The organism is Sphingobium sp. SCG-1, assembly GCF_002953135.1.
Classification (GTDB): Bacteria; Pseudomonadota; Alphaproteobacteria; order Sphingomonadales; family Sphingomonadaceae; genus Sphingobium.
The window spans coordinates 197,053-218,825 of sequence record NZ_CP026372.1; the positions used below are offsets into that span (position 1 = coordinate 197,053).

General features: G+C 59.5%; 27 protein-coding genes. 13 read left to right on the plus strand and 14 right to left on the minus strand.

Features of this window, described 5'->3' with window-relative positions; genetic code table 11:
• Window positions 1–11: 11 nt before the first annotated feature.
• Both C1T17_RS00885 and C1T17_RS00890 read right to left on the minus strand, forming a co-directional pair.
• A complete protein-coding gene (locus tag C1T17_RS00885) occupies window positions 12–458 on the minus strand; it encodes a J domain-containing protein (RefSeq protein ID WP_104951786.1) in 447 nt (148 codons plus the stop codon).
• Entirely contained in the window at window positions 458–1,297 is an 840-nt protein-coding gene (locus tag C1T17_RS00890) for a division plane positioning ATPase MipZ (protein ID WP_104954918.1), read from the minus strand. Before C1T17_RS00890 ends, C1T17_RS00885 begins: the two co-directional genes overlap by 1 nt.
• Window positions 1,298–1,414: 117 nt before the next feature.
• Between C1T17_RS00890 and panC the strand changes: the two genes are divergently transcribed.
• Both panC and C1T17_RS00900 read left to right on the plus strand, forming a co-directional pair.
• Entirely contained in the window at window positions 1,415–2,260 is an 846-nt protein-coding gene (gene panC, locus C1T17_RS00895; protein WP_104951787.1) for a pantoate--beta-alanine ligase, read from the plus strand.
• A 174-nt stretch (window positions 2,261–2,434) separates the two neighbouring features.
• Window positions 2,435–2,731 (plus strand): hypothetical protein, encoded by a 297-nt coding sequence (locus C1T17_RS00900; protein WP_104951788.1) that lies wholly within the window; start codon window positions 2,435–2,437, stop codon window positions 2,729–2,731.
• 3 nt (window positions 2,732–2,734) lie between these two features.
• Here the strand turns inward: C1T17_RS00900 and C1T17_RS00905 are convergent, their stop codons facing one another.
• The 4 genes from C1T17_RS00905 to C1T17_RS00920 are packed head-to-tail and all read right to left on the minus strand — an operon-like array spanning window position 2,735 to window position 5,358.
• Window positions 2,735–3,883, minus strand: coding sequence for a GNAT family N-acetyltransferase (locus C1T17_RS00905; RefSeq protein ID WP_104951789.1), 1,149 nt, complete (start codon window positions 3,881–3,883; stop codon window positions 2,735–2,737).
• Between the two features lie 51 nt (window positions 3,884–3,934).
• Window positions 3,935–4,396: a RidA family protein gene (locus C1T17_RS00910; RefSeq protein ID WP_104951790.1), complete on the minus strand. Its 462-nt coding sequence runs from the start codon at window positions 4,394–4,396 to the stop codon at window positions 3,935–3,937.
• A 45-nt stretch (window positions 4,397–4,441) separates the two neighbouring features.
• Entirely contained in the window at window positions 4,442–5,077 is a 636-nt protein-coding gene (locus C1T17_RS00915; RefSeq protein ID WP_104951791.1) for a hypothetical protein, read from the minus strand.
• The gene (locus C1T17_RS00920; RefSeq protein ID WP_104951792.1) at window positions 5,074–5,358 is read right to left on the minus strand and encodes a DUF3572 family protein; all 285 of its coding nucleotides are present in this window, start codon (window positions 5,356–5,358) and stop codon (window positions 5,074–5,076) included. The genes C1T17_RS00915 and C1T17_RS00920 overlap by 4 nt, the downstream gene beginning before the upstream one ends.
• Window positions 5,359–5,425: 67 nt before the next feature.
• Between C1T17_RS00920 and C1T17_RS00925 the strand changes: the two genes are divergently transcribed.
• Window positions 5,426–5,812: a response regulator gene (locus C1T17_RS00925; RefSeq protein ID WP_189338442.1), complete on the plus strand. Its 387-nt coding sequence runs from the start codon at window positions 5,426–5,428 to the stop codon at window positions 5,810–5,812.
• A gap of 78 nt (window positions 5,813–5,890) precedes the next feature.
• On the opposite strand, the gene rpmG is transcribed toward C1T17_RS00925, so the two are convergent.
• Window positions 5,891–6,058, minus strand: a complete 168-nt coding sequence (gene rpmG / locus C1T17_RS00930; RefSeq protein ID WP_066599119.1) for a 50S ribosomal protein L33 — start codon at window positions 6,056–6,058, stop codon at window positions 5,891–5,893.
• A gap of 220 nt (window positions 6,059–6,278) precedes the next feature.
• On the opposite strand from rpmG, the gene C1T17_RS00935 reads away from it, so the two are divergent.
• From C1T17_RS00935 to C1T17_RS00945, 3 genes are all read left to right on the plus strand, one after another.
• Window positions 6,279–6,596, plus strand: coding sequence for a hypothetical protein (locus C1T17_RS00935; protein ID WP_104951793.1), 318 nt, complete (start codon window positions 6,279–6,281; stop codon window positions 6,594–6,596).
• Window positions 6,597–6,610: 14 nt separating this feature from the next.
• Entirely contained in the window at window positions 6,611–7,177 is a 567-nt protein-coding gene (locus C1T17_RS00940) for a TMEM165/GDT1 family protein (RefSeq protein ID WP_104951794.1), read from the plus strand.
• Between the two features lie 122 nt (window positions 7,178–7,299).
• Window positions 7,300–7,809: a Dps family protein gene (locus C1T17_RS00945; RefSeq protein WP_104951795.1), complete on the plus strand. Its 510-nt coding sequence runs from the start codon at window positions 7,300–7,302 to the stop codon at window positions 7,807–7,809.
• Window positions 7,810–7,951: 142 nt separating this feature from the next.
• On the opposite strand, the gene C1T17_RS21980 is transcribed toward C1T17_RS00945, so the two are convergent.
• Window positions 7,952–8,773 carry a cold-shock protein gene (locus tag C1T17_RS21980; RefSeq protein ID WP_104951796.1) on the minus strand — a complete coding sequence of 274 codons (822 nt, stop codon included), beginning with the start codon at window positions 8,771–8,773 and terminating at the stop codon, window positions 7,952–7,954.
• A 246-nt stretch (window positions 8,774–9,019) separates the two neighbouring features.
• Here C1T17_RS21980 and C1T17_RS00955 point away from each other — a divergent pair, with 246 nt between their 5' ends.
• The 5 genes from C1T17_RS00955 (at window position 9,020) to rpoN (ending at window position 13,316) form a co-directional block, all read left to right on the plus strand.
• Window positions 9,020–9,637, plus strand: coding sequence for a ribonuclease D (locus tag C1T17_RS00955; RefSeq protein WP_104951797.1), 618 nt, complete (start codon window positions 9,020–9,022; stop codon window positions 9,635–9,637).
• A gap of 7 nt (window positions 9,638–9,644) precedes the next feature.
• On the plus strand, window positions 9,645–10,289 hold the full coding sequence (lptC, locus tag C1T17_RS00960) for an LPS export ABC transporter periplasmic protein LptC (RefSeq protein WP_104951798.1): 645 nt from the start codon (window positions 9,645–9,647) through the stop codon (window positions 10,287–10,289).
• 59 nt (window positions 10,290–10,348) lie between these two features.
• A complete protein-coding gene (locus tag C1T17_RS00965) occupies window positions 10,349–10,837 on the plus strand; it encodes an LptA/OstA family protein (RefSeq protein WP_223262888.1) in 489 nt (162 codons plus the stop codon).
• A gap of 115 nt (window positions 10,838–10,952) precedes the next feature.
• Window positions 10,953–11,732 carry an LPS export ABC transporter ATP-binding protein gene (lptB, locus tag C1T17_RS00970; protein ID WP_104951800.1) on the plus strand — a complete coding sequence of 260 codons (780 nt, stop codon included), beginning with the start codon at window positions 10,953–10,955 and terminating at the stop codon, window positions 11,730–11,732.
• A gap of 45 nt (window positions 11,733–11,777) precedes the next feature.
• Window positions 11,778–13,316 (plus strand): RNA polymerase factor sigma-54, encoded by a 1,539-nt coding sequence (gene rpoN / locus C1T17_RS00975; protein ID WP_104951801.1) that lies wholly within the window; start codon window positions 11,778–11,780, stop codon window positions 13,314–13,316.
• Here rpoN and C1T17_RS00980 read toward each other — a convergent pair.
• Window positions 13,313–14,059 carry a glutaminyl-peptide cyclotransferase gene (locus C1T17_RS00980; RefSeq protein WP_104954920.1) on the minus strand — a complete coding sequence of 249 codons (747 nt, stop codon included), beginning with the start codon at window positions 14,057–14,059 and terminating at the stop codon, window positions 13,313–13,315. The two genes, rpoN and C1T17_RS00980, sit on opposite strands and share 4 nt — an antisense overlap.
• Window positions 14,060–14,064: 5 nt before the next feature.
• Window positions 14,065–14,802 carry a YgfZ/GcvT domain-containing protein gene (locus C1T17_RS00985; protein WP_104954921.1) on the minus strand — a complete coding sequence of 246 codons (738 nt, stop codon included), beginning with the start codon at window positions 14,800–14,802 and terminating at the stop codon, window positions 14,065–14,067.
• 66 nt (window positions 14,803–14,868) lie between these two features.
• Here C1T17_RS00985 and C1T17_RS00990 point away from each other — a divergent pair, with 66 nt between their 5' ends.
• The gene (locus tag C1T17_RS00990) at window positions 14,869–16,194 is read left to right on the plus strand and encodes a dihydroorotase (RefSeq protein WP_104951802.1); all 1,326 of its coding nucleotides are present in this window, start codon (window positions 14,869–14,871) and stop codon (window positions 16,192–16,194) included.
• Window positions 16,195–16,200: 6 nt separating this feature from the next.
• Here the strand turns inward: C1T17_RS00990 and rarD are convergent, their stop codons facing one another.
• The 3 genes from rarD to C1T17_RS01005 form a co-directional block, all read right to left on the minus strand.
• The gene (gene rarD / locus C1T17_RS00995; RefSeq protein WP_104951803.1) at window positions 16,201–17,142 is read right to left on the minus strand and encodes an EamA family transporter RarD; all 942 of its coding nucleotides are present in this window, start codon (window positions 17,140–17,142) and stop codon (window positions 16,201–16,203) included.
• A 22-nt stretch (window positions 17,143–17,164) separates the two neighbouring features.
• Window positions 17,165–17,386 (minus strand): hypothetical protein, encoded by a 222-nt coding sequence (locus tag C1T17_RS01000; protein ID WP_104951804.1) that lies wholly within the window; start codon window positions 17,384–17,386, stop codon window positions 17,165–17,167.
• A gap of 133 nt (window positions 17,387–17,519) precedes the next feature.
• Entirely contained in the window at window positions 17,520–18,023 is a 504-nt protein-coding gene (locus tag C1T17_RS01005; RefSeq protein ID WP_223262729.1) for a thiamine phosphate synthase, read from the minus strand.
• Window positions 18,024–18,096: 73 nt separating this feature from the next.
• On the opposite strand from C1T17_RS01005, the gene C1T17_RS01010 reads away from it, so the two are divergent.
• Window positions 18,097–18,795, plus strand: a complete 699-nt coding sequence (locus C1T17_RS01010; protein WP_104951805.1) for a YggS family pyridoxal phosphate-dependent enzyme — start codon at window positions 18,097–18,099, stop codon at window positions 18,793–18,795.
• A gap of 43 nt (window positions 18,796–18,838) precedes the next feature.
• Here the strand turns inward: C1T17_RS01010 and C1T17_RS01015 are convergent, their stop codons facing one another.
• Window positions 18,839–21,658: a TonB-dependent receptor gene (locus tag C1T17_RS01015; protein ID WP_104951806.1), complete on the minus strand. Its 2,820-nt coding sequence runs from the start codon at window positions 21,656–21,658 to the stop codon at window positions 18,839–18,841.
• Between the last annotated feature and the right edge of the window lie 115 nt (window positions 21,659–21,773).

Sequence of the window (21,773 nt, forward strand, 5' to 3'; positions counted from 1 at the left end):
TGTTTGGCCTTCTAATGGCCCGATTCTCTGCTCTTGTGCATGTGCGTTATCGCATAATGCTGCAATAGCACATCGCGCGCTGCGTTGATTTTGGCCGCTAAAGCCTGCGTGCCACCCTTGTCGGGATGAACCGTTGCGATCAGCCGACGATGCGCCGCGCGAATCGCCTCTTCATCCGCATGCTCGTCCAGCCCGAGCAACGCGCGCGCGTCCGCAACGTCATAATACTCCGTGGGGCGGGCGGGGGTCTTCGCAGGCTTCTGGGTCCGGAACGCGGCATAGGCAATCGAAGCAAACACCGGCAGCGCCCCGATCAGAGGCTTGCCCTTGGCCGCCATTACCGCGCCCAGGATCGCAAGGCCCAACATGAGCCCGTCCTTCGCGTTCATCCGCTGCAGGCGCCCGGTCCAGAGCATCCATCCCGCCAGCGCGATCAAGAGGAGCGCCAAGGGACCCATCAGGCCGTGCCGATTGCTTCCGCGTCCGGCTCAACGATCATTTCGGGCGTTACCATTTCACGCTCCTGCACGACGGAGGGCAGTGCCAGTCCGGCCACCATCTCGCGAAGCTCCTGCCGCGCCGCAATGTGGCTGACCCCTAATTCGCCTAGATGTCCCTTATCGAGCAGGGTCAGTCCCGAGGGGAACAGTTCGCGATAGATGACGCGCTCCGAAAGCCCCGGAATCACACGGAAGCCGACGCGCCGCGACAATTCGGTCAGCGCGTCGCCCACGCGCTTCTTGTTGCGCGCGTCATGATGCTGGACACGGTTGCGCAGTACCACCCAGTCGATCGACACGCCATCAGCCTTGGCGCGGCTCTTGCGCGCTTCGAAGATCAATTCGGAGTAGAAAGACAGGCGTTTTACCTTGAACGTCTCGGCATCGACCTGCCCGATCAGGTCGAAATCGACGAAGCTGTCGTTCATCGGCGTCACAAGCGTGTGCGCCCGCGCCGCCATATGGCGCGCGAACTCGTCATCGCGGCCCGGCGTGTCGACGATGAGGAAGTCCTTGCCCTGTGCGACGGCCGCTGCCTCGTCCTCCAGAGCGTCAAGCGTATTGCCCTTGAACACCGCGAATTCAGGCGTGGGCAAAGTGATGCTGCGCCGCTTCACCGTGTCGCCGCGATTCTCCATATAGCGCGTCACGGTACGCTGCCGGGGATCGAGGTCGATCATGCCGACGCGATGCCCTTGGCTGGCCAGTGCCACCGCAACGTGCACTGCTGTCGTCGATTTGCCCGTGCCGCCCTTTTCATTGGCAAAGACGATGGTGTGCGCCGTGTGGCTCGTCATCTTACCTGCGGTTCCCTTGTCCAAAGTTGTGTTTGTGGTCGTTTGTTTATTGACCCGCCGGGCCATCACGCCTTAGCGAAAACTGATTGTTCAGCCCTTATCGGAGCCTCCCGCCGCGTGCAAACTCTCCGTGATCTTCCTTCGCTTCGTTCTGCCATCGCGGCGTTGCGCCATGACGGCAAGCCCGTCGCTTTGGTGCCCACCATGGGGGCGCTACATGACGGGCATATGGCGCTGGTCGAGGAAGCGAAGCGCCACGCGGGGCATGTCGTGGCCTCGATCTTCGTCAATCCCAAACAATTCGGTCCGAACGAGGATCTTGACCTCTATCCGCGCCGCGAAGCCAGCGACAGCCGGATGCTCGCCGATGCAGGCGTCGCGATATTGTGGGCGCCCACCGTGGACGTGATGTACCCGGCTGGCTTCGCGACCAACGTGTCGGTCTCCGGCGTCAGCGACGGCCTGGATGGCGCAGCGCGACCGGGACATTTCGATGGCGTCGCAACGGTCGTGTCGAAGCTGTTCAATCAGGTCCGTCCCGATATCGCCGTCTTCGGGGAAAAGGACTATCAGCAACTTGCGGTTATCCGCCGCATGGCCGCCGATCTCGACATGGACATCGCGATCGTCGGCCTGCCCACGCAGCGGGCCGAGGATGGCCTCGCCCTCTCCAGCCGCAATGCCTATCTGACACCGCAGGAGCGCAAGGACGCGCTCGCCCTGCCCCGCGCTCTGGGTGAGGCGGCGCGGCAGTTGCACAAGGGCGTTGCGGTGGGCGAGGCGCTGGAGGCTGCGAGTGCTATGATATTGGCGCACGGTTTCTCCTCAGTTGATTATGTCCGCCTGTGCGATGCGGGGACGTTGGCGGAAATGGCGACGCTCGACCGCCCCGCCCGTCTCCTGGCCGCCGCGAGGATCGGCACCACGCGCCTGATCGACAATATCGCCGTACAGCCGAAATAGGGCTGTCTTAGCGCACGGGAGTTATCCACAGACGCATTAACCTTGCTTCCCCGTGGAATCGTTCGGCAATCCGACGAAGGTCTAACGCGCCGTTAACCATTTATTATTGCCCATCCGCCAAATTGTGCCTCGGGGAAGTTCACTGGGGGACCAACACAGCAGGGGTTTTAGATCATGGGTAACAGTATCAAGAGTGCGCAGTTTCTGATGGACAGTCGTTTGGCCGACGCCGCACGCGGCAATAGCCAGGCGCTTTTCGACCTCGGTATCGCTTACAGCAGCGGTAGCGGCGACATCGATATCGATTATATTGAAGCCCATAAATGGTTTAACCTCGCCGCGCTGGCGGGAGTCGAACAGGCCCAGTTCATGCGCGCCGAAGTCGCTGATGAAATGACCGCCCGCGAAATCGTCGAAGCCCAGCGTCAGGCCCGCGCCTGGATCAACGCCACGACTCGCGCGGCCGCCTGACGATCACGCTTTCCTGAAGGGCGTCCGCTCTTCCAGAAATTTGCGATCCTGCGCCACTGCGGCGCGCTCTTGCCGCAGGAACCCGGCTACAGCCCGGCGGAAACCCTCGTCGGCGATGTAGTGCGCGGACCATGTCGGCTGCGGCTCATAGCCACGGGCAAGTTTGTGCCCACCTTGCGCGCCAGCTTCGACTCGGTCGAGTCGCAAGGCGATGGCGACGTCGATCGCCTGATAATAGCAAAGCTCGAAGTGCAGGAACGGCACGTCCTCGCTGCATCCCCAATAGCGCCCGAACAACGCATCGCCACCGATCAGGTTCAACGCTCCGGCAATCGCCCTGCCGCCCCGATAGGCGAGGATGAGCAGCACCCTCTCCCCCATCCGCTCGCTCAACATCGAGAATGCCGCGCGAGTCAGATAGGGACTCCCCCACTTCCGCGCGCCGGTATCCTGATAGAAGCGCCAGAAGATGTCCCAATGCTCTTCGGTGATGTCCTTGCCAGTGAGATGGCGAATCTCCAGCCCCTCGACAGCCTTGGCGCGCTCCTTGCGGATGTTCTTCCGTTTCGAACTCGACAACTCATTCAGGAAATCATCGAAGCTGCCATAGCCGGGGTTGGTGAAATGGAACTGGCTGTCTTCGCGAATCAGCCATCCCGCCGCCTCGAACAGCGGCACCTGGCTTTCCTCCACAAAGGTCGCATGGGCGGAAGAAAGCTGATTATTCTCCACCAGCATCTCGATCCCGCCGATTAAAGCAGGCGCCAGCGCAGGATCGCGCAGCAGCAGGCGCGGGCCGGGCACGGGAGAGAAGGGCGAAGCGATCTGGATCTTTGGGTAATATTGCCCGCCCGCCCGCGTCCAGGCGTCCGCCCACTGATGGTCGAACACATATTCGCCCTGGCTATGCGTCTTGGCATAGCAAGGCGCGGCAGCGGCAAGCGTTCCGTCGGCGGCATCGATCAACATCGGTAACGCCTGCCATCCCGTATCGGGGCCAACGCTTCCCGACTCCTCCATAATGCTGAGGAATGCGTGGGACACGAAGGGGTTGGAATCGCCGGCGCAAGCATCCCATTGACGGGAGTCCACAGCGCTGACCCCGCCCGGTTCGACGCGGACTGTAACGGGTTCTTCCGAGAAATCGTTCATGGCTACCGGTTTCCCGGCGGGGAACCGTGCATGGCGATCACGTCGGCCGGCTCAGTCCCGCCGCACCGCGACGATGGCATCGACCTCCACGGCCGCGCCGCGTGGCAGGACGGGGACGCCCACGGCACTGCGTGCATGACGCCCCTTATCACCGAAGATCGCGACCATCAGATCGGATGCACCGTTGGCCACCACCGGCTGATCGGTGAATTCATCCGTGCTGACGACAAAAGCGCCAAGCTTCACGATTCGCTCGACCCGGTCCAGCGATCCCAGCGCCGCCTTCATCTGCGCGACCAGCATCAGCGCACATTTTTCCGCTGCCTTCTGGCCGAATGCGATGTCGCGATCCGCACCGAGCTTGCCGGTCAGGATCACATCGCCATCGAACGGCAGTTGCCCTGAAATGTGCAGCAGACCGTTGACCTCCACCGCCGCCACATAGGAAGCGATGGGGGCGGCAGGTTGCGGAAGAGTGAGGCCGAGTTCGGCGATGCGGTTGTCTATGCTCATCGCGCCTATCTGGTCCCGGCGCGCAACAGGGTCAAGGGCGAAGGATCAAGCGGCAGCCGGTGCAGGCTTACCTTCGGTAAAGCGCTCGCGAATCCACTCTTCGGCTTCGGCCCAGTTGTCGATTCGGGCGTGGGCATTGGGATCGGGAGGCACTTGCCCCGCAATTGCCGGCTCGCCGATCATGTGCAGCCGCCACACCTGGGGCGCGGCGCGCGCAACCGACGCATGATGCACGCCCAGGTCGTCAATGAACACCGTGACGCTTGGTTGCAGCCGCTCGACGATCTTCGCCAGCGGCGGTCCCTTGCCGCCCTGGTTCCAGTGCACGCGATGGTCTATGCCTAGCAGGCGCAACTGCTCGATACGCCCGGCATGGGCGCGCTCCCCGATGTTCGTTAATACTTCGATATCGGCCACTTGCGACAGCCGCGCCAGTGCCTGCACTGCGCCGGTGATCGGCTGCTGCCGATGCATCTCCGTATCGAAAAACGCGCTGAGCAGCGTCCATACCAATTCGCGCTCCAGTATGTCGCCGCTATCCTTGTGCCGCAGAGCGTCGGTAAATTCCTGCCCCCGCATATCGAAATGCACCCCATGCGCTTCGTCGAGCCAATGGCGAAATGGCACCACCATGTGCAGGAGGACTTCGTCGCAATCGGTGACGATCAGCGGGCGGCTCATGCGGCAAGGCTCCTTTGCGCGTCCACGATCGCGGCGGGCGAGCATCCAAGGTCGTCCGCGCATGCAAGAAGGTCGGGTTCGTAATTGGCAAGATGGTCCAGCACTGCCCCCAGCACAGCGTCGTCGCCGATACCGTCCCGCAACGCATCGGCATCCAGCCCCGTAACGGCAAGCAATCGTTCTGCGCGTCGCGACTCCGACAGCATCCAGACGACCACCTGTAGCGCAATCGTCTGCGCATCGGGCAAGCCCTTATTGCTTTCCATGTGCTTGGCGGGCATTAAAGATTTGCCTTATTAAGGGGATAGGGAATATTCCCGCTTCCCAGTGAGTTTTCTGGAGCTTCTGGTGGCAAAGCGCGTGCTCGTTGTCGAGGACAACGAACTCAATTTGAAACTTTTCTGCGATCTCCTCCGTGCGCATGGCCATGACGCGCTGCCGGTACGCGACGGGCGCGATGCACTAACGCAGGCTCGAGATTTTTCGCCAGAGCTGATTATCATGGACATCCATCTGCCGCATGTCAGCGGGATCGACATCATCATCGCGTTGAAGGCTGATACTACGCTGGCGCCTGTGCCGGTCATGGCGGTCACGGCCTATGCCGGAAAGGGCGATGAGGAAAAGATACGGGCCGCTGGCGCAGAAGCCTATGTGTCCAAACCGATCTCCGTGATGAAATTCATGGAAACCGTGAATGGGATGTTCAAGTCCGGCCGCGAGGTCGGTTCCTAAGCAACAGCAAAGCCCGCGCGAACATCGCACGGGCTTGATGCAGTACCAGCATTACCGGCCGGAACCGGCAGTAGCGGCTTACTTGATCTTGGCTTCCTTGAACTCGACGTGCTTGCGCACGACGGGATCATATTTGCGGAAGCTGAACTTTTCCGTCTTCGTACGCGGGTTCTTCTTCGTCACGTAGAAGAAGCCGGTGTCAGCGGTGCTGACGAGTCTGATCTTGACGGTGGCTGGCTTCGCCATGGCCGTATCCTTGCAAAATGGGCGGAAGCAAGCTTCCGCGAATCTGTTGAAAAATAAAGGCGGCATCGCAGCCGCCCCGTTTCAGGGCCGCCCAATGCGTCAGATTCTCACCGCTGTCAAGCTAAGCTGCGGCCCAACACACGCGTCTGCCGCACTTTACGGGCCATTAACCACCTGGGGCGCATGTTCCTGGGAGGACAGGTAGCGGGGAACGACGCTCATGAAACACGATGCCATGCTTATGATTCGCGCCGATGTCGTCAACCGTATTGATGCCTTGGCGGCGCAGCGCGGCCATATCCGCCTGTCGACAATGTGCGAGGAAGTGGATCAGATTCGTCACATCGCCCGCAGCTATGGCATGGAACCGCTGGAGCGATTAGCCTCGATGCTCGAATCGGCACTGGCGCTGGATGGTCATGGACCCATCATCCTCTCCTATCTTGATATGATGCGTGACGCTGCCGAATGCGAAGATGTGGGGCCGCAGGTCAGCAGCGCATATATGGCGGCGATATCGTTGCGCGTCGGCGCCTGACGCTCACAAGTTTAATGGACGCACTGTTATCGACCCTGCTGGCCTGCCTGCTCTGTGAGATCGGCGGCGGCAGTCAGAGGCTGGCCATGGCTCTGGCGCAGCGATTCGCGCGAAATCGCGCGATCCTTGCTGGAGTGGCCATCGCTGCTCTAGCTAATGCGATAATATCTGCCGGGGCTGGCTGGTACATTTCTACCCTGCTCTCTACAGACGCACGATCTCTGCTTCTGGCTGTTGCCATTGGGTCGGCGGGAGCAGGCCTTCTGCTAAAGGCGCGACAGCCTGATCTGCTGGAGCGGTGGCGTACCGGACCTTTCACGACCACTCTTCTAGGCATCTCCATCCTGAGCTTCGGTGACGCCGCGCAATTCATCATCGTCGGAATAGCGGCACGTATGGCTGACCCGGTTCCCGCCGCAGTCGGCGGGTGCTTAGGTATCTTCATGGCATGTGTGCCAGTGGTAATCACTCGGCATCCTTTAGCGAAAACCAGCGTCTTGGCAGCGGTGCGCCGGATAACCGGGGCAACTTTTATTATAATCGGTTCGGTTCTAGGGCTTTCCGCCACCGGACTTCTTTGATCGGGCGGAACGATTACTCTCTGCGAGTTTTCTTGACACAATCCACGCTTTTGAGGTGGCACTAATTCGCCACTGGCTCATTATGTCTGCGTAACCTTATCCCGACGATCAGGAGAACGCCCATGACCGATGCCGATACAAATGTCCCGTCCGATCTGAAGACTCCCACCGACCTCAAGAGCAATGAGACGAAGTCCGTGGCGGAAGCCCTGAACAGTGTGCTGGCGGATAGCTATGCCCTGTATTTCAAGACCAAGAACTTTCATTGGCATGTGTCAGGACCGCACTTTCGCGACTATCACTTGATGTTTGACGACCAAGCCAGTCAGATTCTCGCCACTACCGATGCCATCGCCGAGCGCGTGCGTAAGGCGGGAAACACCACTTTGCGATCCATCGGAGACATTTCGCGCCACCAGACCCTGTCCGACAACGACGCCTCCTTCGTAAGCGCCGACGACATGCTCGCCGAATTGCGTCAGGATAATTTGACGCTGGTTGAAGGATTGAGGGCCGTTAAAGAAGCCGCAACTGCGGCAGGTGACAACGCGACCGAAGGCATTGTGGACGATTGGACAGATGAAGCCGAAGAGCGCGCCTGGTTTCTGTTCGAGGCCAGCCGCAAAGGATGATTCAACGCTAGCTTGCTCGCTTGGGGCGGCTCAAGCGAGCAACAGTGGCGAGATCGCCGTGCAATTGAAAAAGGCTGACGCACCGTAAGATGCATCAGCCTTTTTAGTTAGAGCAACGTTCCAAAGAATGCCGCCGGATTAGTTATTCGGCCTTCGACTGCAGATTCACGGCAGCGTATTTGCCGCGGCGATCGACTTCAAGTTCGAAGTCCAGCCGATCCCCCTCATTCAGCGCAGCCATACCCGCACGCTCAACGGCGCTGATATGAACGAACGCATCGGGCTGACCATCGTCACGCTGGATAAAGCCGAAGCCCTTCATTGCGTTAAAGAACTTAACCGTCCCGCTTGCACGTTCGCCAGTAAGTTGCCGCTGCGGACCGCGATCACCGCCGGGGCCAGCCGGAGCACCACCGAAGCCGCCTGCGCGAGGCTCGCGCGGAGGTGCGCGATCGCTCACAGGAAGCGGTTCGCCCTCGATCTTCAGATCAGTAGCCGATACCTTGCCGCCACGATCAACCAGCGTGAAGCCCAGCGGCTGACCTTCGGCCAATCCTGTCAGACCGGCTTGTTCCACAGCGCTGATATGAACGAAAACGTCTTCCCCGCCGTCATCGCGCACCACGAAGCCGAAACCCTTCTGCGCGTTGAAGAACTTTACAACGCCGGTACCTTCGCCAACGACTTGTGCCGGCATACCGCGACCACCACCGCCGCCGCCAGCACCACCGCGAAAGCCGCCGCCAGCACCACCGCCGCCGAAGCGGTCACCACCGCCAAAACCGCCGCCGCCGCCGCCGCCGAAGCGGTCACCACCGCCAAAACCACCGCCGCCGCCGCCGAAGCGATCACCGCCGCCACCAAAGCGACCACCGCCTTGTTCCGCATACCCGCCGAAGTTCTCGTCGCCGAAACCGTCCCGCTTGTCCTTGCCGCGTCCGCGGCGGCCTCTATCAAAACTCATGCCCTGTTAGTCACTTTCGCTTCGCCCATCGAACTTCGGATGAACATGCCGGACGAAGGGACATGCAGAATCCGCCGCAAAACCACGGTTTGGGAATCACTATAAACAGATTTTTCCCCTTACGCGAACGATTTTCCGCCATTTTAGAAGGCGGATGTATTTTGCATCTTCATAACACCGAATTGCGAAGCCTGTTCCAGGAAACGGCGCATTGAGTTGCCGCACTTCCCTCTCTAAAGGGGGTGGATGACAGTCTATTTTCATGAAGAAGACCTTCCCGCGGACATACTCGCTGAAGGGTCAGTTGCCATCGACACCGAAACCATGGGTTTGATAACCCCGCGCGACCGCCTGTGCCTCGTACAGATCAGCGACGGAAGGGGTGACGAGCATCTGGTGCGCTTCAATCCGGACAGCCGCTACGACGCGCCTAATCTAAAAGCCATTGTTGCCGATCCGACGCGGTTGAAACTATTCCACTTCGGTCGTTTCGACATAGCGGCTATGCAGCATTATCTAGGCGTACTCGCTGCCCCAGTATATTGCACGAAGATCGCTTCGCGGTTGATACGCACTTACACCGACCGGCATGGCCTTAAAGAGCTAGTCCGCGAACTGCTCTCGCAGGAACTAAGCAAAGTGCAGCAAAGCTCTGATTGGGGTGGCCCGATCCTCTCCGATGCGCAGAAGGATTATGCCGCATCAGACGTGCGGTATCTCCACCTGCTGAAAGAGGAACTGGATCGCCGATTGATCCGTGAGGGCCGCATGGAACTCGCGCAGGCCTGCTTCGATTTCCTGCCACACCGCGCGTTGCTCGATCTTGCCGGATGGCCGGAAACCGACATTTTCGCGCACATGTGAGACGTAGATGTCCCTTCAGGCCGAACAACAACGCACCTATCGCCAGCACTGGGCATTACCCGGCGGCAGTCATGATCGCCTGATCGGGACGCTGAAGAACGTGCTTCCGGTTCTGGTCGGTATCCTGTCGGCTTTTCTTGCGATGGCCCCGTTCACCAATGCGGGCGACGTTAGCTTCGTGCTCGACAAGAATAAGGTGGCTGTGGCCAAGGAACGCATGCGCGTTACTGAAGCGCTGTATCGCGGCGAGGATACGAAAGGGCAGCGCTTCTCGCTGCGTGCGGGATCGGCGGTGCAGAAAAGCTCGCGTGAGCCGATCGTCGACTTGCGGGATTTGTCCGCGCGCATCCTCTTGTCGGATGGCCCGGCTGTACTGGTTGCGCAGAAGGGGCGATACGACATGAACGCGGAACGCGTCGCGATAGATGGTGCGGTTCAATTCCAGTCGGCCGCGGGGTATCGCCTGACGACACGTGATGTCGGAGTGGATCTCAAGACGAGACAGATGAAGAGCGCGGGCCGGGTCGATGGGCGCATGCCGATAGGCACTTTCAGCGCCGATCATCTGGAAGCCGATCTGGGCGCAAGAACCGTGACCTTGAATGGCCGTGCCCGCTTGCGCATCGATCAAAATGGTCTCAAAGGGCGATGACAATGAGCCGCCTGTCCGTCTTGATCGCCTGCACCGTCGTCATTGCTGGTCAATGCGCCATGAGCAGCGCCGCCCATGCGCAGTTCATGGCGAATCACAACAGCAACGCACCCGTCAATTTTTCGGCCGACCGAATCGAAGTGCAGGATCGCGCTGATCGTGTCGTCGTCTCCGGCAATGTCGTAGTCGATCAGGCTGGACTGACGTTGAAGGCGGCCCGGATGACGGTGGCCTACAGGCAGACCGGAAGCGTAGAAATCGACCGGATAGATGCGTCGGGCAATGTCATCGTGACACGAGGCGCGGAGACGGCGCGAGGTAACGTCGCTATTTACGATCTCAATCGGCGGCTAATCACGATGTTGGGTAACGTGCAATTAAATCAGGGTACGAACCGACTGACGGGTGGTCGTTTGGTGATGGACCTTGCCAGTGGACGATCGAGCGTGGATGGGCGCTCGTCGGGAGGGCCGCCGGGATCCGTCACCGGTTCAAGCGGTCGCGTTTCGGGCACCTTCACAGTGCCGCAGCGGACTAATCAGCCTTGATTTCTCGGCTTCAAGGGCAATTCCGCTAAAGCCTCTTGCCGATTTCTCTCCCGCCATGCACAAAGCCTGCCAGATTGCACATATGCGGAGCATGTGGGGTATATAAGGAAGACCCATGGACGATATGGCCAGCATCGAACGCACAACGTCGGTTGCGCCGCCGCGCGACATCACTGACGGGCTGTCGGTCATCTCCATCGCAAAGAGCTATGACCGGCGCGCGGTTCTTACCGACGTATCATTGACGGTCGGCAATGGCGAAGTCGTAGGGCTGCTCGGCCCGAATGGCGCGGGCAAAACGACCTGTTTTTATTCCATCATGGGATTGGTTCGTCCTGATAGCGGCAGGATCATGCTCGATGGGCAGGATATTACCAGTCTGCCCATGTACCGCCGAGCCATTTTAGGGCTTGGCTATTTGCCGCAAGAAACCTCGATCTTTCGCGGCATGACGGTCGAACAGAATATTGGCGCGGTTCTGGAACTGGCCGAGCCTGACCAAACGGCGAGGGCGGAGCGGCTGGAAACCTTGCTCTCCGAATTTGGCCTCGTCCGACTACGTGCCGCGCCCGCAATGGCGCTGTCGGGTGGGGAGCGGCGACGCTGTGAAATCGCGCGGGCGCTTGCCGCAAATCCTTCGATCGTTCTGCTCGACGAGCCTTTTGCGGGCATCGATCCGCTCTCGATCGCCGATATTCGCGATTTAGTGAAGGATCTGAAGAATCGGGGGATTGGCGTGCTCATCACCGATCATAATGTGCGGGAGACTCTGGAAATCGTCGATCGCGCCTGCATCATTTATGACGGGAAAGTTCTGTTCGCGGGCAGCCCGACGGAACTCGTTGCCAATGCCGAAGTCCGCCGCCTCTATCTCGGCGAGAGCTTCTCGCTGTGACATGATGATCCGGCCCGTCCTTCCTTGTAGCGGCAGGCAGGGATAATGGGCTTAGGTCCACGCCTGGATTTGCGGCAGAGCCAGTCGCTGGTGATGACGCCGCAGTTGCAGCAGGCGATCCGTCTGCTGGCGTTGTCCAACCTTGAAATCGAAACGTTCATTGCGGGTGAGCTGGAGAAGAACCCCCTGCTGGAAGCCGCCTCGGGCGGACCAGAAGATACGTCTCTCGGCGAGGGAGCAGACACAGTGTTCGATGCACCCATATTGTCGTCTGAAACGGCCAGTGCCGACTCGCTGATCGCGCAAGGCATGGGTACGTCCGACAACCCTCTCGACGTGGATTTTGGCGCCGAGACATTTATCGACGATGGTCCAGGTGATCGGGCGGCTGAGCACTCCCATTCGGCAGGGCTTGGCGGCGGTGTTGCTTCGGGTGAAATGGGGGCAGGTTTCGGCGAGGACGGTCCCGACTTCGACAGCTTTGCAGGCGCCGAGATGGGCCTGCACGAACATCTAGTGGCGCAGGCCGGGGCGCGGCTGTCGGGTGTGGAACTCATCATTGCAGGTCAATTGATCGGTCAGATCGATGATGCGGGTTATCTTGAAGCCGATCTCCTGCAAACGGCCCATAATCTCAACGTGCCGCTCTACGCGGTCGAGTCCGTGCTTGAGATCATCCAGTCGTTTGATCCCACTGGAGTCGGCGCGCGTACACTGTCAGAATGTCTCACATTACAGGCCAAGGAAGCGGATCGCTACGACCCTTGCATGCAGTTGATGCTGAAGAATCTCGACATTCTCGCCAAGGGCGCACTTCCACAGTTGCGGCGCATCTGCGGCGTAGACGAGGAAGATCTGGCGGACATGATCAGTGAGTTGCGTAATTATGATCCCAAGCCGGGCCTCCGCTTCGGCAGCAGTGCTACGCAGGCCGTGGTGCCCGACCTGTTTGTGACACCTCGCGGGAGCGGCTGGTCCATCGAAGTGAATATGGCGACGCTTCCGCGCCTGCTGGTCAACCGCAGCTATTATGTCGAACTGGCTGGCGGGACGCACGACAAGAACTCCAAGGCGTGGCTCGCCGACTGTCTTGCCAGCGCCAGTTGGCTGGTGAAGGCATTGGACCAGCGGCAGAAGACGATCATCAAGGTAGCGAGCGAGATCGTGAAGCAGCAGGAAGAGTTTTTTCGGAAAGGCGTCGCGCATTTGCGCCCCCTTACCTTACGCATGGTCGCGGAAGCGATCGGTATGCACGAATCGACGGTCAGCCGCGTCACTTCGAACAAATACCTCTCCTGTCCGCGCGGGCTGTTCGAACTCAAATATTTTTTCACTAGCGCAATCCAGTCGTCAGACGGCGGAGATGCCGTCTCTGCCGAAGCCGTCAAGAGCCACATCAAGGCGTTGATCGCGAATGAAGACCCGCGCAAGATCCTGTCAGATGACACGCTGGTCGATCTTTTGCGGGAGAAAGGCTTCGACATCGCGCGCCGCACGGTCGCGAAATATCGCGAGGCGATCGGCATTGGTTCCTCAGTCCAGCGCCGTCGCCAGAAGGCGCTCGGCGGCAGCAAGGCAGCCTAGCGCTGTAGCTTGATCTCAAACAGTTTTGGCCAGAATTTGCCCGTGACGAAAAGGCGGTCCTTGGCGGCATCATAGGCGATTCCGTTCAATACTGCGTCGCTATCCGTCAGCCGCACCTGTGCTGCGAGAGGCGAAAGGTCGATCCAGTCGATCACAGCGCCCGTCGCCGGATTAATCCGGGCGATGCGGCTTTCGTACCAGATGTTCGCCAGCACTTCGCCCTTCACATATTCCAGTTCATTCAGCCGATCGACGGGTCGGCCGTTCCAAGTCACTGTAATCCGCTTCTGCTCCTGAAGCGTCTGAGGATCTAGGAAGCGCAGTTGCGACGTTCCATCGCTCATGATGATCGCATGGCCATCCTGCGTCAGCGCCCAGCCTTCGCCTTCATAGCGGAAGTTCCCGGTGCGTTTGAACGTCTTGCGGTCCCAAACAAAACCCTGCCGATGCCGCCATGTCAGGCTGACGATACGATCACCCCAGTTTACGATACCCTCGCCGAAATATTGGGGTTCAATGGCAGTGCGGCGAACTACCTTGCCGTCCTTCAATCGGACCTGCCGAATGTCCGAAGAGCCATTCAGCCCGGTGCTTTCGTACAGGCTGCCGTCTGCCCAGAGCAGTCCTTCGGTGAAGGCTTTCGGATCGTGTGGGTAGCTTTTCACGAGCGTCCAGCGCGTTTCGGCCTGCGCCACGGCTGGCGCCACCACGAACCAAGCTAAAGCAGCAATGATGCGACGCACGAAAATCACTGTTCAATAGGTGCCGTTACGGCAGCGGCCAACCATTCCGGCAGAGGCAGGTCGATGATATCTTCGATGCGCCGGTGTTCTATCGATACGTCTAGATCAGGCAAAACCAAGCGCTGCCTTTTTGCATCCGCCTGCGCCACTGGCACCGCGACCAGCCGGCGGTTTACCTTGGACCGATAATGCATCCGGGCCGTGTTCTCCTGGCCGACATAGCACCCTTTGGTGAAGTCGACGCCGTTCAGTTCCTCGGCATTTGCCTCCAGCCAAAGCGTCTGGTCCTGACCAAGCTCCTCCGCACCCTCCAAAACCTGCAAAGATAAACGGTGCGAACGAAATGCCATCGATGCATCGCCTTCGCCAGGTCGATCAAGCCAACGATGGCCGAGTGCCGGAAGTCGCGGATCGAGCGGCTTGCCTGGTGCTTCCAGTGCCCAATGCACCGCTAATTCAGGCTCCCGCACGATCGTAACGGGTCGACGCAGCCTGTAGAGCGACAGTCGCCGCGCCAATGCATCGGCCTGTGCTGCTTCGCAATCGATCAGCACGTCCGCGCCAACAGCCCACAGGATGAAGTCGAACAAGGCCTTCCCCTGCGGCGTAAGCAGCCCCGACCAGCGAGGCGCGCCCGGTGTCAGGCCAAGGACATCTTGAGTGATAAGTCCTTGAAGAAAAGGGCGCGCTTCTTCGCCACCGATGCGAATGATCGCGCGATCCTGTAGAGTGGTGTTCGCTATAGTATCAGACATGGGCTTTAGGTAGGACGATCACAGTCTTTCTCCAACCCGAAGTTGGTATATCCGATGACCCAGACCTATGACCTCGTCCTGAAGAACGGCACCGTCCATACACCTGGAGGTCCGGCGCAGACCGATGTGGCGGTGCTCGGCGGCAAAATTGCGGCAATCGGCAGCGGCTTTTCGGCAGGCGAGACGATCGATTGCACGGGCCTGGATATTCTACCGGGCGTGATCGACAGCCAGGTGCATTTCCGCGAGCCCGGTCTCGAGCACAAGGAGGATCTGGAGAGCGGCAGCCGCGCAGCAGTGCTCGGCGGGGTGACGGCGGTTTTCGAGATGCCGAATACCAACCCCAACACCGACAGCGAAGAGCGAATTCGCGACAAACTCGCGCGAGCGCACCATCGGATGTGGTGCGACCATGCCTTCTATGTAGGCGCAACGGCCGACAATGCCGAGCAGCTTGTCAATCTGGAGCGGATACCCGGAACGGCCGGCGTGAAAATCTTCATGGGTGCCTCGACCGGCAGCCTGCTGGTTGACGACGACAGTGCCCTGTCCCGCGTACTGGGGTCGGGCAAGCGCCGTGTCGCAATCCATGCCGAGGACGAAACCCGCATGAACGCGCGCAAGCATCTGGCACTGGAAGCCAATCCTTCCACGCATCCGATCTGGCGAGATGATGAAAGCGCAATGCTGGCGACGAAGCGGATAATCGGCCTTGCCCGTGCGGCCCGACGGCGCATCCACATCCTGCACATAACGACGCCCGCCGAACTGGAATATATCGCGCAGAACAAGGATATCGCCACTTGCGAAGTGACGCCCCAGCATCTGACGCTGGCGGGCGAAGACGCCTATCCGCGCCTCGGCACGTTCGCGCAGATGAACCCACCGATTCGTTCAGGCGCGCATCGGGACGGACTGTGGCAGTGGCTCAACCAGGGTGTTCCCGACGTGCTGGGGTCAGACCATGCCCCGCATACGTTGGAGGAAAAGTCCAAGACGTATCCCGCGTCGCCCAGCGGTATGCCGGGCGTGCAAACATTAGTGCCGCTGCTGCTCAATCATGTGGCGAACGGTCGCACGACCTTGGCGCGGTTCATAGAACTGACCAGCGCAGGGCCACAGCGCATCTTTGGCCTCGTTGGCAAGGGCCGCATCGCTTCAGGCTATGATGCGGACTTCACTATCGTGGACCTGAAGAAGCAGTGGACGATCGACGGGGACTGGTTGGCCTCACGCTGCGGATGGTCGCCTTTTGAGGGCATGCAGCTTACGGGCAAAGCAATGGGCACAATCGTGCGTGGGCACCGAGTAATGTGGGAAGATACTTTGGCAGACGCGGCGATCGGTGAACCTATCCGCTTCGAGGCTACGCAGTTCTGATACCAACTACCTAATTGGAGCCGTCACGGATGAAGTGGGATTCTGCAGGTCAATAGCCCGCGCCCTACGCAAGTTCCCGACAGAATCCACGGTAAACAGCACCAATCCAGCCCAAATCAAGCCGAAGCTTACCATCTGGCCTCCGCTTAGTGTCTCACCATAGAGAATACCGATAATAAACTGAAGCGTGGGTGCTATGTACTGGAGCAAGCCCAACGTAGTGAGTGGCAGGCGGCGGGCGGCTGTGGCGAAAAGCAGCAGAGGAACTGAAGTGATTATCCCGCTCAACGCCAACAGAGTAGAGGTTCCGGCGTCAATGCCAAAGGTCATGGTGCTGTTGCTCGCCAGCCATATCATATAACATCCGGCGATTGGCGTCAGGATCAAGGTTTCGGCGGCTAGCCCCTGGCGCGGCCCCACGTCCGCCGTTTTACGAATTAAACCGTAAAAGGCGAAAGAAAGCGCCAGCACCAGGCTGACCCACAACGTCTGCAAAGCGGAAGCAGCCATCACGATCACGCCAAGCGCCGCAACGAAAATTGCGGCCATCTGTGCCCGGCGCAGCTTCTCCTTCAACACCAGAACGCCTAGCAGGACGTTTATCAATGGATTGAGGAAATAGCCAAGACTGGCGCCAACAACATGACCGCCATTCACGGCCCAGATGTACGTCAGCCAATTGATCGCTATTAAAGTTGCGCTGCCAGTCATTGCAATCATCGTAGCGCGATGGCGCAGCGTACGACCAAACTCCCGCAACGCTCCCGTCGCCGTAAGAACGACGCCCATGAAGATCAGCGAAAATAACACCCGGCTTGATACTAGTTCAAGTGGTTCAACATCGGATAGCAGCTTGAAATATATAGGCAGCAGTCCCCACATGCCGTAGGCTGCGATACCGAACGGCAAGCCGCTACCCTCTACAGCGTGAGCCTTGATCTCTGTCATGCGAGACTGCCCGGTTTTCCGATCAGATAAAGCCGCCGCCCAAAACCAGGCGAAACACGCCAAGCGCCGCAACGATCAGACAGAAGTTGCGACCGCCATTACGAGACGAGACCATCCCGATTAATGCGCCGAATAATGCGATGGGCACGATGAGCCAATTGGCCCACCCCAGAAAGGGGATAATCGTAGGCACCATCAGGATGAGAGCGATGAGACCGATCAGGCCGGAGAGTATGTTCAGCATCGCTTACACATGGCCTTCCTGAGCAGCGGCTTCAACCTTGATGGTACCAAACTGCTCTTATCAACGAACATCTTGCTGACAAACACCATCGGCATGCATAGGTGCAATAAGCGAATTCCCGTTGTTAGCCTCGCTATGATGCCCAAGCGCTGATTGCGGCCCACCCATAAGCGCCCGCATTTCGCAAGCCGCGCCAGCGTGCGTGGGTCATGCCGCCAAGAGCGACGGTCGGCGACGATGCACGCTGCGCGAGGCGGGCGAAGCCTATCCGGCCAAGCACGCGCGCACCGGGATGAGAGCGAGTGGCAAACACAGGTGAAACAAACAGAAGACATGCGTCGACCTGCGCGGCTTTGCGTAACTCTGGAACGCTGTGAACGGGCGCGCTGTGGAGCATATTGGAGGGTCCCCAAGTGCGGCCGTGCCAGCCATCCGCCTTCCACGCACGTGCGGTAGAAGCAGAGCCTGCCAATAGTAGCACAAGTTTGCGCCGCCTAGCCGTCGCACGCACTTGATCGAAAAGCGCGCGTCGTTGTTTGGCGGCAAGACTGTAGTGCCGGAACACCACCCCTGCCCCACGCGGTAAACGGTTCAATGCGCACATCAGCGACGTGTCGTCCATACGCTCATCCGTCATCAACCAGACCGTAGGAAGCTTTGCGGATTTTTGACAGTGACGCACGGGCATGGCAGCGCTTATAGCGAGCACCATGACCGCCGCCAGCCTTCCGAACGATCCCCCGCATGATGCAGCAACCCGGCTCGCTGCCATACGCAGCGCCATCACGCGCATTGCGTCACTCTCCTCACGTAGTGCGGCGGATGTAACGCTGATCGCCGTCTCAAAAACACATGGAGCGAGCGAGATCGCTCCGTTGATCGCGGCAGGGCAGCGGGTATTCGGCGAAAATCGCGTGCAGGAGGCGCAGGACAAATGGCCTGCGCTGCGGGAGGCAGTGCCCGAAATCTCGCTGCATCTCGTCGGGCAACTGCAATCTAATAAGGCGGCCGATGCCGTCGCGCTGTTCGACGTCATTCATTCGCTCGATCGCTCCTCGCTGCTCACCGCACTCGCCAAGGCGATGGACAAGGTTGGGCGGCAGGTGCCTTGCTTCGTGCAAGTCAATATCGGCGCAGAAACGCAGAAAGGCGGATGCCCGATTGGCGAAGTCCCATCTCTGCTTGAGCAGGCGCGAATGATCGAGGTGCCGATTTCAGGATTGATGTGCGTGCCGCCCGCAGATGTAGAGGCCGCGCCCTATTTCGCGCTACTTGCAAAGATGGCGCGAGAGGAAGGGCTTACGGGACTTTCGATGGGCATGTCGGGCGACTATGAAACTGCGATCATGCTCGGCGCAACGCACGTGCGGGTGGGCACGGCACTTTTCGGCGACCGTCCCAAGGCTTGAACGACAGCCCGCCCGCGCCTTTCAGGCGGGCTGTCGAGATTAATCAGAACTTGCCGCGCAGGGTAATGCCATAGGTGCGTGGTTCCGCGAGATAGGCGGAGATCAACTGGTTCGCCATAGGCGCGCCCTGCCGGAACTGGCCGGTGGTGGATGTCGCCGGGCTGCTCGATTGAAGCGGGCTGCTGAAAGCCACCTGCGTATAATCGGTGTTAAATATGTTCTGGCCCCAGAATTCGATCGCCCACTGCTGATCCCGCCCGCGCAGGCCGACGCGTGCATTGAAGATCGCGTAACCGTCCTGCTCCTTCTCGGGGAACAGATCGGAGCCGGTATTGTAGTCGCTGGTCATGCGGCCATCGACATAGAACAGCGCCGAAAGGCCACTTGTGCCGATGTCGGGGGTCCACGCAATGCTCGCGGTCGTGACTGCCTGCGGCGCGTTGGAGTTGATGCTGCCAGGCAACAGGAACAATGCGGGATCGAGCGGCACTTGACCGTTGGAGCTGCCGACCAGTCGGTTGGCGAACTTCGCGCGGGCATAAGTGAACCCGCCCGTCACACGCAAATTGCGCACGGGAGATGCTGTCATCTCCAACTCGACGCCTTGGCTGACCAACCCCGGCTTAACGTCGTCACTACCGCATGTGCGGGTGGCGCTCAGTGCGCTGTCGCAACCGTTGATGTTCTGTACGACGAAGCTGGTGCCGTTGAAGGTGTTGAGCTGGAAGTTCTTGAACTCCTGCCGGAAGGCCGCGACGTTGACGCTCCATTTAGGCTGGTTGAATTTGAGGCCCAATTCATACGCGTCGACCTTTTCCGCCGCGAAGCGCAACGACGCCGCGTCCGCATTGGAGCGGGGCGAGAAAACTGCTGGAACTGGATTGACGCCGGTCGTGCCGAGCTGGAAACGATCGAGATTGTAGCCGCCTGCCTTATAGCCCTTTGAATAGCTTCCATAGACGAGCAGATCGTCCGTCGCCTTGTAAGAGAGGACGCCGGTGCCGGACAACTCGCCGTCGCTGAACCTGTCGTTGAGGTCGAGAGCATTGAGGCTCGTACTGCTGTTCCCCAGGCAACCCAACGTTAGAATGCCGCCCGCCAACGTCTGTGCACTGCCCAAAGCCGGGTTTGTCGCAATAGTAGGCAAGCCTGACGCCTGCAGCGCCGTGCACGTGGCATTGTTATTGTTGAGATCGGCGGAGAAGCGCTTGCGCTCCCTTGTATATCGCAGGCCCACGGTCACATCGAGCCTGTCGGTGATGTGAAAGATGTTGTGAGTGAAGATGGCCCAGTTTCGGCTGTTCTGATAATAACGGCTGTCAGTGTCACCCGCGCCGCTCGGGATCGCAGCAAGCGCCCGCAAGCCATTACCAAGTCCAGTGGAAATTGCGCCAGCCTGTCCAGCTGCAACGGCGGCAGGCAATCCTGCCTGCTGAAACGCGGCGGTTAGGCCGGAATTCAAATTGCCCTGTGTCGCAGCAATCAACGGTGCTGTTGCCGCCCCGCTGGAACAGGCGGCCAGTTGCGCAGCGGTGAAGTTGCTGTTGACGCCGGCCCCTGCCATCAGGCGGCATGCAGCGAAACGGCCATAGTCCGCCCCGAAGCGAACGTTGTCTTCCAATTCCAGCTTTTCATTGGAATAATAGCCACCGATCAACCAGTCGAGCTTGTCGCTGAAGGCCGATCCCTGGAGCCGCAATTCCTGCGTGAAGGTCTTGAACTGGCGCGATGTGCCAGGATCTCGGTACAGCAAATCCGCCGTGTTATAATCGTAGTCGCCATAATCCTGCGACTTATAGTTGCGGTAGGCCGTGATGCTGGTCAGCGTCGCACCGCCGAAGTCGTAATTGATTTCACCCGAAACGCCCCAATCCTTCAGCTTGCTGACATATTCGCGGCCCGGCGTGATGCTGAGGTTCCGGTCATAGGGATCGGCAGGGAACACTGCGCCTTGCCCCTGCAGAATCGACACAATGCGATTGAATGGCGCGACGGTGTAGGCATTCCCACCACCGGCAGGACGACGTTCCCGTGTTTCTATGTAAGCGGCGCCACAGCAACTTTCATCGCGATTTGTATAATCACCGATCAAGCGCACCGAAAGTGCATCGTTGGGCTGGTACAGCATCTGGCCGCGCAAGAAGTAGCGATCGCGATCATTGGTATCGCCTACCTTGTTCCCAGCGCGATCAATTAGATCGTAGAAGCCATCACGCTTTGAATATACGCCGTCGAGGCTGACAGCCAGTCCTTCGGTGAGCGGCCCGGTGATACGCCCGGCCAGCCGCCAGTAATCATAATTGCCGTAGGTGACTTCGGCATTGCCGCCGAATTGGAATTCCGGCTTCTTGCTGACAATGTTAAGGAGGCCAGCGGACGCGTTACGCCCAAAAAGCGTCCCTTGAGGACCACGCAGGACTTCGACGCGCTCGATCTCGCCCAATTCGTTGAGACCCGCGCCCGTTCGGGAGCGATATACGCCGTCGATAAACACAGCAACCGAGCTTTCGAGGCCAGGATTGTCGCCGACGGTCCCAATGCCGCGAATACGGGCGGAGCCATTGGCTTCCGATCCTGTTGAGGACACAAGCAACGAAGGCGCAAGCTGGTTGAGCTGCCGGATGTCGCTTGCGCCGCTATTCTGTAGCGACTGCGCAGTTACGGCCGACACGGCGATGGGAACGTCGGACAGAGGACTGGCGCGGCGCGTGGCCGTGACAATGATATCGCTTTCGTTCGTTGCAGCATCCGCAGCGGGCATGTTTGCGTTTGACTGAGTCGCATCCTGCGCCTGAGCGGGATTCACAAGAACCATGGCGACGGCCAATACAGCCGCCGTGTGGAACAGAATCGTCTTATTCATGCTTGCACCCTCTCGCTGCGCGTGGCTGCGATGCCACGTCGTCTAAGCGTGGATGCTAAGTGGAAGCCGCATACTTAGCAATATACTCAAGGATTTCGTGCAGATTGCGGCAGTT

What these genes read in the sequence shown, in the direction of transcription:
- C1T17_RS00885 (WP_104951786.1), bottom strand. Translation starts at nt 458, where the DNA reads ATGGGTCCCTTGGCGCTCCTCTTGATCGCGCTGGCGGGATGGATGCTC.
- C1T17_RS00935 (WP_104951793.1), top strand. Translation starts at nt 6,279, where the DNA reads ATGAAACACGATGCCATGCTTATGATTCGCGCCGATGTCGTCAACCGT.
- C1T17_RS01015 (WP_104951806.1), bottom strand. Translation starts at nt 21,658, where the DNA reads ATGAATAAGACGATTCTGTTCCACACGGCGGCTGTATTGGCCGTCGCC.
- C1T17_RS00920 (WP_104951792.1), bottom strand. Translation starts at nt 5,358, where the DNA reads ATGCCCGCCAAGCACATGGAAAGCAATAAGGGCTTGCCCGATGCGCAG.
- C1T17_RS00900 (WP_104951788.1), top strand. Translation starts at nt 2,435, where the DNA reads ATGGGTAACAGTATCAAGAGTGCGCAGTTTCTGATGGACAGTCGTTTG.
- C1T17_RS01000 (WP_104951804.1), bottom strand. Translation starts at nt 17,386, where the DNA reads ATGCTGAACATACTCTCCGGCCTGATCGGTCTCATCGCTCTCATCCTG.
- C1T17_RS00945 (WP_104951795.1), top strand. Translation starts at nt 7,300, where the DNA reads ATGACCGATGCCGATACAAATGTCCCGTCCGATCTGAAGACTCCCACC.
- C1T17_RS01005 (WP_223262729.1), bottom strand. Translation starts at nt 18,023, where the DNA reads ATGACGGATGAGCGTATGGACGACACGTCGCTGATGTGCGCATTGAAC.
- C1T17_RS00990 (WP_104951802.1), top strand. Translation starts at nt 14,869, where the DNA reads ATGACCCAGACCTATGACCTCGTCCTGAAGAACGGCACCGTCCATACA.
- lptC (WP_104951798.1), top strand. Translation starts at nt 9,645, where the DNA reads ATGTCCCTTCAGGCCGAACAACAACGCACCTATCGCCAGCACTGGGCA.
- C1T17_RS00905 (WP_104951789.1), bottom strand. Translation starts at nt 3,883, where the DNA reads ATGAACGATTTCTCGGAAGAACCCGTTACAGTCCGCGTCGAACCGGGC.
- lptB (WP_104951800.1), top strand. Translation starts at nt 10,953, where the DNA reads ATGGACGATATGGCCAGCATCGAACGCACAACGTCGGTTGCGCCGCCG.
- C1T17_RS00910 (WP_104951790.1), bottom strand. Translation starts at nt 4,396, where the DNA reads ATGAGCATAGACAACCGCATCGCCGAACTCGGCCTCACTCTTCCGCAA.
- C1T17_RS00890 (WP_104954918.1), bottom strand. Translation starts at nt 1,297, where the DNA reads ATGACGAGCCACACGGCGCACACCATCGTCTTTGCCAATGAAAAGGGC.
- rpmG (WP_066599119.1), bottom strand. Translation starts at nt 6,058, where the DNA reads ATGGCGAAGCCAGCCACCGTCAAGATCAGACTCGTCAGCACCGCTGAC.
- C1T17_RS21980 (WP_104951796.1), bottom strand. Translation starts at nt 8,773, where the DNA reads ATGAGTTTTGATAGAGGCCGCCGCGGACGCGGCAAGGACAAGCGGGAC.
- C1T17_RS00955 (WP_104951797.1), top strand. Translation starts at nt 9,020, where the DNA reads ATGACAGTCTATTTTCATGAAGAAGACCTTCCCGCGGACATACTCGCT.
- C1T17_RS00915 (WP_104951791.1), bottom strand. Translation starts at nt 5,077, where the DNA reads ATGAGCCGCCCGCTGATCGTCACCGATTGCGACGAAGTCCTCCTGCAC.
- rarD (WP_104951803.1), bottom strand. Translation starts at nt 17,142, where the DNA reads ATGACAGAGATCAAGGCTCACGCTGTAGAGGGTAGCGGCTTGCCGTTC.
- rpoN (WP_104951801.1), top strand. Translation starts at nt 11,778, where the DNA reads ATGGGCTTAGGTCCACGCCTGGATTTGCGGCAGAGCCAGTCGCTGGTG.
- C1T17_RS01010 (WP_104951805.1), top strand. Translation starts at nt 18,097, where the DNA reads ATGACCGCCGCCAGCCTTCCGAACGATCCCCCGCATGATGCAGCAACC.
- C1T17_RS00965 (WP_223262888.1), top strand. Translation starts at nt 10,349, where the DNA reads ATGAGCAGCGCCGCCCATGCGCAGTTCATGGCGAATCACAACAGCAAC.
- C1T17_RS00940 (WP_104951794.1), top strand. Translation starts at nt 6,611, where the DNA reads ATGGACGCACTGTTATCGACCCTGCTGGCCTGCCTGCTCTGTGAGATC.